9 protein-coding genes and 4 pseudogenes are annotated in these 7,420 nt (G+C 36.0%); 3 read left to right on the top strand and 10 right to left on the bottom strand.

Annotated elements, in window-relative coordinates; all coding sequences use genetic code 11:
* Positions 1-102 (top strand): annotated as a pseudogene (locus CES79_RS12755) (IS30 family transposase); the annotation flags it as partial.
* A 58-nt stretch (positions 103-160) separates the two neighbouring features.
* Here CES79_RS12755 and CES79_RS12190 read toward each other — a convergent pair.
* The 6 genes and pseudogenes from CES79_RS12190 to CES79_RS12160 all read right to left on the bottom strand — a co-directional run bounded on the left by CES79_RS12190 (position 161) and on the right by CES79_RS12160 (position 4,516).
* Positions 161-709 (bottom strand): DUF536 domain-containing protein, encoded by a 549-nt coding sequence (locus CES79_RS12190; RefSeq protein ID WP_034529710.1) that lies wholly within the window; start codon positions 707-709, stop codon positions 161-163.
* A gap of 251 nt (positions 710-960) precedes the next feature.
* Positions 961-1,341 (bottom strand): annotated as a pseudogene (locus tag CES79_RS12180) (DUF536 domain-containing protein); the annotation flags it as partial.
* Positions 1,334-2,263, bottom strand: coding sequence for a replication initiation protein (locus CES79_RS12175; protein WP_089137363.1), 930 nt, complete (start codon positions 2,261-2,263; stop codon positions 1,334-1,336). The pseudogene CES79_RS12180 and the gene CES79_RS12175, both read right to left, overlap by 8 nt.
* 706 nt (positions 2,264-2,969) lie before the next feature.
* Positions 2,970-3,182 carry a hypothetical protein gene (locus CES79_RS12170; protein ID WP_054656489.1) on the bottom strand — a complete coding sequence of 71 codons (213 nt, stop codon included), beginning with the start codon at positions 3,180-3,182 and terminating at the stop codon, positions 2,970-2,972.
* A 376-nt stretch (positions 3,183-3,558) separates the two neighbouring features.
* Positions 3,559-3,918: a hypothetical protein gene (locus CES79_RS12165; protein ID WP_089137362.1), complete on the bottom strand. Its 360-nt coding sequence runs from the start codon at positions 3,916-3,918 to the stop codon at positions 3,559-3,561.
* A gap of 10 nt (positions 3,919-3,928) precedes the next feature.
* Positions 3,929-4,516 carry a site-specific integrase gene (locus tag CES79_RS12160; RefSeq protein ID WP_054656493.1) on the bottom strand — a complete coding sequence of 196 codons (588 nt, stop codon included), beginning with the start codon at positions 4,514-4,516 and terminating at the stop codon, positions 3,929-3,931.
* 103 nt (positions 4,517-4,619) lie between these two features.
* Here CES79_RS12160 and CES79_RS12155 point away from each other — a divergent pair, with 103 nt between their 5' ends.
* Together CES79_RS12155 and CES79_RS12150 are read left to right on the top strand one after the other, a co-directional pair.
* On the top strand, positions 4,620-4,898 hold the full coding sequence (locus tag CES79_RS12155; RefSeq protein WP_003625288.1) for a plasmid mobilization protein: 279 nt from the start codon (positions 4,620-4,622) through the stop codon (positions 4,896-4,898).
* Positions 4,888-5,190: a type II toxin-antitoxin system YafQ family toxin gene (locus CES79_RS12150; RefSeq protein WP_005917927.1), complete on the top strand. Its 303-nt coding sequence runs from the start codon at positions 4,888-4,890 to the stop codon at positions 5,188-5,190. Before CES79_RS12155 ends, CES79_RS12150 begins: the two co-directional genes overlap by 11 nt.
* 135 nt (positions 5,191-5,325) lie before the next feature.
* Here CES79_RS12150 and CES79_RS12145 read toward each other — a convergent pair whose 3' ends face one another.
* The 4 genes and pseudogenes from CES79_RS12145 to CES79_RS13115 all read right to left on the bottom strand — a co-directional run.
* Entirely contained in the window at positions 5,326-5,934 is a 609-nt protein-coding gene (locus CES79_RS12145; RefSeq protein ID WP_089137361.1) for a helix-turn-helix domain-containing protein, read from the bottom strand.
* A 140-nt stretch (positions 5,935-6,074) separates the two neighbouring features.
* Complete coding sequence (locus CES79_RS12140) at positions 6,075-6,839, bottom strand: helix-turn-helix domain-containing protein (RefSeq protein ID WP_054656492.1); 765 nt, start codon at positions 6,837-6,839, stop codon at positions 6,075-6,077.
* A gap of 213 nt (positions 6,840-7,052) precedes the next feature.
* Positions 7,053-7,289: pseudogene (locus CES79_RS13120) on the bottom strand (GNAT family N-acetyltransferase); the annotation flags it as partial.
* Between the two features lie 29 nt (positions 7,290-7,318).
* Positions 7,319-7,420, bottom strand: a pseudogene (locus CES79_RS13115) (IS30 family transposase); the annotation flags it as partial.

The following is a 7,420-nucleotide window of genomic DNA, read 5'->3' as shown; positions in this document are numbered from 1 at the left end:
ACTGATGAAATCCTGGCAGCACTTGAGCTTATTAATCAACGACCATTAAAAATCCATCATCAACAGACTGCCATTGAAAGTTTCCGGGCTTGTTCGGATTAAACTTGTAATTTGCCAAATCTAAAAACAAAATAGTTGTGTGTCATATGAACATGTACCTTTAGTTATCAAATAAGCGCTTAAAGAACCCCTTCTTTGAAGCCTTTTTTTGATCATCACTATTTTCTTCTGACTGTTGTGCCTGTGCAGTACTTTTTTGCTTAGTTTGTGTTTGTTGCTTAACTTCCTGCGGCTCATTTTGTTGTGTTAAAAGACGCTGTGTTGATAGGTTTAACTGTTGTTGCTGATCAATTAGCTTTTGTGCCTCATCAAGTTGTTTATCCTTGCTTTCCAACTGTTTAGCTAGCAAGGCATTTTGCTCTTTTAAATTCTTAATATTATCCTGCATAGCAGCAATAATTTGATCAGTATTATTATCTGTTTCGCTATGATATTCATTATGCTGGGCATGTTGCGACCGTTGCGCAACGTCATTGTTTGGATTGCTTGCCATGCCTTTTACAATGGAGTTTTTTTGCGTTGCGTTAAACAATAATGTACGTTCTTTTACATCAGTGTGCGCAATATTGTTTTTCTTTATATAACGATAAACATTGGATTTGTCTTTGCCGATTTCCTCTGCAATATCCTTCATAGAATAAAGCTTCATGCTAAATTACTCCTTCATTGCGAACAATGTTACCACAATAATGTGCGCAACGATGTTTTTTATTTAAACTCCTTAGTTTTCTACCATTGCTTTCATACGTGCATCTTTAAACCAAAAAGCTTTATCAACTTGTGAAACGCCTAGCTTGTAGGCATATAAAACTGGCTGTTGTAAGGTAGCAAATTCTTCTGGGCGAATAAGTGGCACCGACTGTTGGTTATAGTTGGTTGAATGACCACCAAATAAGGCGTCAACTGTAATCGTTGCTGCTGATCTATCAATTTTGTTAGATGATCTATTTGTCGGTCTTTACTACTTATTTGCTGATCCTTGGTAGCAAGCTGTTTGTCACGTTGAAACTTTAAATCTTCTATTTCTCTTCTTAGAGTAGCAATTAGCTCATTATTTTCTTTGCTAGTCTTTGGTATCTGTTTCCTACCTGTTTGTTGGCTCTTTGAGACCAAAGGCTTTGCTATCTTGTCTCTAATAATCATCTCAGCTGTAGTGCTAATCATGTTTGCACCCCGACTATCTTTTTATTGCTTTTTTGCTGGTAGTCTTTGGTAGTGATATTGAATGGCTTGTTTGGAGACCTTTAATTCATCAGCAAGTTCTCTAATAGTTTTAGGCATGATTTCCCAACCCCTTTCGGAGTTCAGCAAGTGCTTCTTGTCTTGCTTGATCTCTTATTTTTTTATCGTGCTCGGCCTGTTTATCAGCCAATGCTTGCTTCTCAGTAGAGCCTAAAGTTAACCCTTTAACCTTGTCAATGGCGCGCCATTTTTCCTGCTCTGTTAATTCACCATTATGCTGAATGTTAAAGAGTTTTTGACGTTCATCTTGAATTTGACCTTGTGAGAAGTCATTAGCGTCTTTCTTTTCAGACTTCCAAGTAAAGGAATACCCAATCACTGGTTTCCCGCGGCCTTTACCATATTTTTTTCGAACAGTTAGGCCTCTAAAAAGAGGTGTAAGTTCCTCTTTGATGGGTTTTAAAACGGATTGATTTATATTGCTACTTTTATAGCTTTTAGGGACATCTAATAGCTCGTTAAAGTCCGCAACTGAAAAGTAAGCGTACCCAGTAGTCCTAAATTGTTTTAGTAAACGGAACATGGTTTTTGCGTAGCTGCTTTTTAAATCTCTGAATTCTGATAAAGCATAACGAACCCAACTTTCCAGCTCATTCAATAATTTTATAGCTTTGGGGTAAATTTTAATATCAACATAAGGATCATCAGCATGGCCGTTTATCTCAAATTCGGTAAACATAACAAAAAATTCACGATGCAGCCCATCTTTACTACGCCTTCCAAAGCGTAAGCCTAAAATTTTTTGATAAGTACTTTCAATATCGTCAATAAATCGGTTATTTGCTGTAGGTTTATATGCACTTAATTCTTTTAATTGATCAAATGAAAACCTTACAGTTTCGTCACCTTTGTCACGCATTCTAGAAACTATTGAGAAGAATAAATTCATTTCAACAGGAGTGAATTTTCGAAGTGGGATTGTATTTAATTCTGGATCATATTTAACAATTTCATTACTCAAATGAAGCACCTCTTTTAATAAACACGTTTTTATGAATATACAATACCACAAAACTCTATCTATAAACAGACAAAACTCTATCTATAAACAGACAAAACTCTATCTATAAACAGACAAAACTCTATCTATAAACAGACAAAACTCTATCTATAAACCCCTGTACGTCTTGGGAGAGTAAGGCTAAAGAGGGGTCTAAAAGAGGTTTAAAAGAGGTTTATAAAAGAGATTATAAAAGAGGCACCACGTACGAGATCAAAACCTAAAATCAAAAATACAAAGGAGTGAGCCAAAAACCGGCTCACATTAAACTCCATTCGCTACGCTCTTTGCGCCTCACTCCGTTCGTTGCCATAAAGGTGTGGCAAGCCACATTTACACGGGCGCTGACGCCCCGCACCCCGTCCAAGCTGAACCAGCTTGACCGTTTTTTCACTCGCCGTTAGGCAGGAAAGCAAAGTTTTATAGAAACTTTGGCTTTCGCCAATTCAGTGTTAAGACTGGTTAAGAGCTGTCAATTCCTTATGCTCCCACGCTTTGCTCGTCCGCTACCATTGACAGCAAACACTTAGTTTATCTAAAACATAATAAGAATTTAACTGCTACGTCCCTTTTAAGGCCTTTATTTTCAATTCTCGGCAATTTTAAGCTTATTTACATATAATTATGCCAAAACAAAATAAAAAGCCCTCAGCGAGCTTTTAGAGGGCTAAATTACAAATCCTGGTCGATTAATAATATCTTCTTGTCTTTTTTGCAAAATATAAGTGTATAAGGAATCATACAAATTCTTTTTAATCTCGTTAGGTTCATTGACAGAAGCTTCAAACAATTCTTGAATATCAACTTGCCAAGGATCAGCAAGCATTTCATCAATTGGCTTTAATACTTTCTTTTCGTCAATCTTAATGACTCCTAACATCAAAATAATGCTTTCAGTTTAAATTCACAGATCTTACAGCACCGTTATTCAAAATTTGTTACCAAGCTTATAAAGATTATCTGCACAAAGCAATTAAAAAATTTTGGCTTAAAACAGCGTAATCTGCAACACTTTTTAAATATTTAAAACATAACAATCCTAGTTAGGTGCAAACATAAATTGAATTAAAAATACAGTCAATTCAACAACGGCAAAAACTGATTTCATGGTTATCAGCAGACCGAGTGAAACGAGGTCAATGCGCACTTACACCCTTGACACTTGTCAAGGGTAGATTTAATCCCCATTTTGATGGGGGTTATTTGTATTAGAAGGCTAACGCCAACTATCAAAAACCTAGAGTTAAATCTTAAGATTAATAAATCACATTACGAAGGATCCAATGACTATAAGCAAGACGAGCGCCGGGAGTTATTACCCAAGGGTGATTAATTTCGAAAACTTGAATTTCAGTTGCTAAGTAAAGCGGCGTCTTACCATGATTAAAAGCAAAAACGGGTTGCGGAAAATCAGGCTTACTAGCAACTTGATGAACACTTTGACGAGAGTTCATCTGCCAACGAATTTTTAAGTCTTCACGCGACAATAATTTTGGCAGGTGTGTTTTTTCAATTTGAGCTTGTTGCTGCAATTTTTGTGTAAATGCTTGTTTAATCTTGTTTTGGTGCCAATCATCAAACAGCTCGTACTTGTTGGTTTCAAAATCTAAATCCATAACCCCCCCCCTAACCAAAATCAATTTGATCTAGCATCGTTTCGGTACTGGCTTGGTCTAAGCCTAAATAAGCTAAAGTCATGGCTTCACTTGAATGATTTAATAAGTGCATGACTAAGCCAATATTGTAATTGGATTGCGTATAAACGCGATAAGCCCCAGTTTTGCGCATAGTGTGGGTACCAAGGTAATTAATGCTTAAAAGATCGCCGACTTTGCTCATGACTTTGTAGAATTGTTTTTCCGTAATATGTTGGTTGGGGTGCTGAATTGAAGGAAAGAGCCATTCAGAGGCTAGTCTATGATCAAGTAGCCATTGACGGTACAATAAGAGCTCTGTTTGAACAGGTTTAAGATACAAGGTATTAGGCTTACCCGTTTTTCGGTCGTGAATGAACGCATTTTGTTTAATAGAACCGTCCGGATTAAAAATATCGGCCTGTTTTAAGCCCATAACGTCACTCACTCGCAGTAGCGTCGCTTTACCAACTTGAAAAATCGTATAGTTACGTCGGCCAGCTTTAAAGTTATTGAGTAACGTATCTTGAACCTCTTTAAGAACGTTTGAATCTTTGATGGGTAAGACAACTTGTTGCATAAGCTGTTAGTTCCTTTACTTTAAAATTAATTTAGTTGCAGAAAACCTAAAAATCGAATATTATAATGTAGTACGATGGTAAACTTAAAGGAGGCGGATTAGAATGAGTAATACTATTATTAAAAACAAGACAATTTCAACTCGTGTAACACCTGACATTAGTGAACGGGCTAAAGCTAATCTAGCAAAACAAGGGCTAACCGTTTCTGAGTATATACGCTTATCGTTAGTTAAAGCGGCCAATAATGAAGTTCGATTAGTCAGCTTTTTAGATTCTCCGGAAGCCTTAGCCGCTAAAAAAGAAGCAGAAACAGGGCAGGTCAAAAACATTGGTTCATTGACTGACTTTGAAGATTGGATCGATAAGTTAGATGCAAATTAAACAGACTAAATCTTTTGAACGTGAATTAAAAAAACTAGTCAAAAAACATTTCCCAATAACTGTCTTGAAGCCTTGTTTAGAAGCAATTGTTGAACAAGATGTACTTGTTTTGAAACAGATTAAAGATCATGCATTAAAAGGAAATTGGCGTGGCTATCGTGAATTTCACCCTGCCAGATATGGAAACTATGGTAAAAATTATGACAACTGGATTGTTATTTATCAGCTAGATCATGATGAATTGATTTTGTTATTGGTTGCAACTGGCTCCCATGAAATCTTGAATCAATAGCTATAGTTTAGGGGCACTTATAAAAAAATAAATTAAAATAGCCCCCAATATCTACATTATAGATATTGGGGGCTATTCTTTCAATGTTTTTGAGGGGCGATTTGGGACTTATACCCCCTGATGCATAGGAAAATATCATTGGTGTTTTGTTTTTGTAAAAATGGAAAATAAAAATGAAATTCCTATTACCATAAAGATTTCACCAATATACCATTCTTTTAATAACACAACAATGACTCCTGAAGTGATAAATACTATCGGCATAATAAGTGAATATTTTGCTCCTTTTTCTCCAGACAAGTATTTTTGCCAAGCATATTTTAATCCAAGAGAACTAGAGTTATCGAACTCTCTTAACTTATTTAATGCAGATACACTGCACAATAACAAGAAAAATATTGGCAGCATAAATACACCTAAATGTATTAGATTAAAAAAGTCACCAATTAGTAATGAACAGACTAGTAAATCAATAACTATAAGATCGCGATAAATTGGTTTTATTTGTCTCGTAACTTCTTCCTTTTCCAAAAACTCACGCATACCTGTATCCTCCTTTAACAAAGTATCTAGTGAAATATGGTAATAGTCACTCAACTTAATCAAGCTAGCAATGTCAGGATAAGTTTTTTCATTTTCCCAACTAGAAATAGTTTGTCTAGTAATAAAAAAATCTCTAGCAACTTGTTCCTGAGTAAGATTCAATTCTGTTCTTGCGTTTTTTAGACGATCACCAAATTTCATATATACCCTCCTGATTTCAAAATAATTATGTTGATGAAACGCAAAAAGAGCAAGCAATGATTCTATGCTTGCTCTTTTATAGGCGTTATTTGTGACTATAGGCCCTAAAACTGCTTGCAGAATTGTAACTTGGTGGTTTTCTATTCAGTTACTAACTGTTGGACAGTGTCGGATATATGGATTTGTGTCTTATACTTCTTAAGGTCATGATTGTTAGTCGCTGTATTTCCCTTATGATTTAACAAGGCATCTAGCGCTGCTAAGTTGCTAACGTAAGTCTGATTAATGTAGGTGCGAGGAACGATACGCGCAACTTTAACATAACTGCCCTTATGATAAGCCATCACATAAGGATCTTTGACCCCAGGATTAAGCCCCGTCGTTAAGGTCAATTTGGTCCATTCATTACCCATCGTATTATCGGTGAACCAAGCGGTCCAGTAACCATTGGTCGCCTTATTGTTAGGAGAAATTTCCTTTTCACTAGGCAATTTAGTGTACCCGACTTTATAGGATAAAAACGGATCAAATCGATCAATCGTCCCAATACCTTTATAATATCCCAAACATAAAATACCAACACTAACTAGTGCTAGTACAATCAAGCCACCTAAACCAAAAGTCCAACGACGATAACGACTTTTAAGCTTAACATCATGATCTATCTGGGTGGCCAAAGAGGGTTCTTTATTTTTTTTCATTGCAATCTCCTCGTTAAATAGAAGTTTTTCGAGTGAGATGTTAAACAATTGACTCAAAGCATGCAGGGTCTCTAAATTTGGCATGTTCTTGCCAGTTTCCCAAGTTGAGACCGTTTGACGGGTCACATGCAATTGTTGAGCTAACGCTTCTTGGGTTAAATTAGATTGCCTGCGCAAGGTCTTGATATCGTCTTTAAAGCTCAAATCTCACTCCTCCTAAATCATAATCAAGGATCTAAGGCAATCCTAGCAAGAATTACTAGCAATAGTCACGCAAATGTTACTTGCACAACTGGATAGTTTGGTTAATGTCGCCAATAAAGCCATTCTTCAGATTGTAATAACGTTCTGAAGAATGGCTTTAGAAATGATCAAAGGCCTATTTGTTAATTATGGACCCTATAAGAGAAACAAGACTTATTTTAGAACTTTCCTCAAACGTATCATGTCTTTTAAAACAAGACCATTTTCAGTAATCTCTTTATCATAGTGAATTGTAAAGAAGTTTTGATCAACACCAACAACCCGGAAACCACATTTTTGATAAAGATAAAGTTGTCCAAAACTAGTTGTACCAGTTCCAATTTCAAGACACTTGCAATTATTGTTTCGCGCATATTTTTCGGCAAAAATCAGAAGTTGATGACCAATTCCTTTATTTCTTTGTGTGGCAAATTACAAGTTTAATCCGAACAAGCCCGGAAACTTTCAATGGCAGTCTGTTGATGATGGATTTTTAATGGTCGTTGATTAATAAGCTCAAGTGCTGCCAGGATTTCATCAGT

This window comes from Secundilactobacillus silagei JCM 19001, assembly GCF_002217945.1.
GTDB classification, from domain to species: domain Bacteria; phylum Bacillota; class Bacilli; order Lactobacillales; family Lactobacillaceae; genus Secundilactobacillus; species Secundilactobacillus silagei.
Note: the sequence above shows the minus strand (reverse complement) of the source record. Positions and strands in the feature narration are given on the sequence as shown.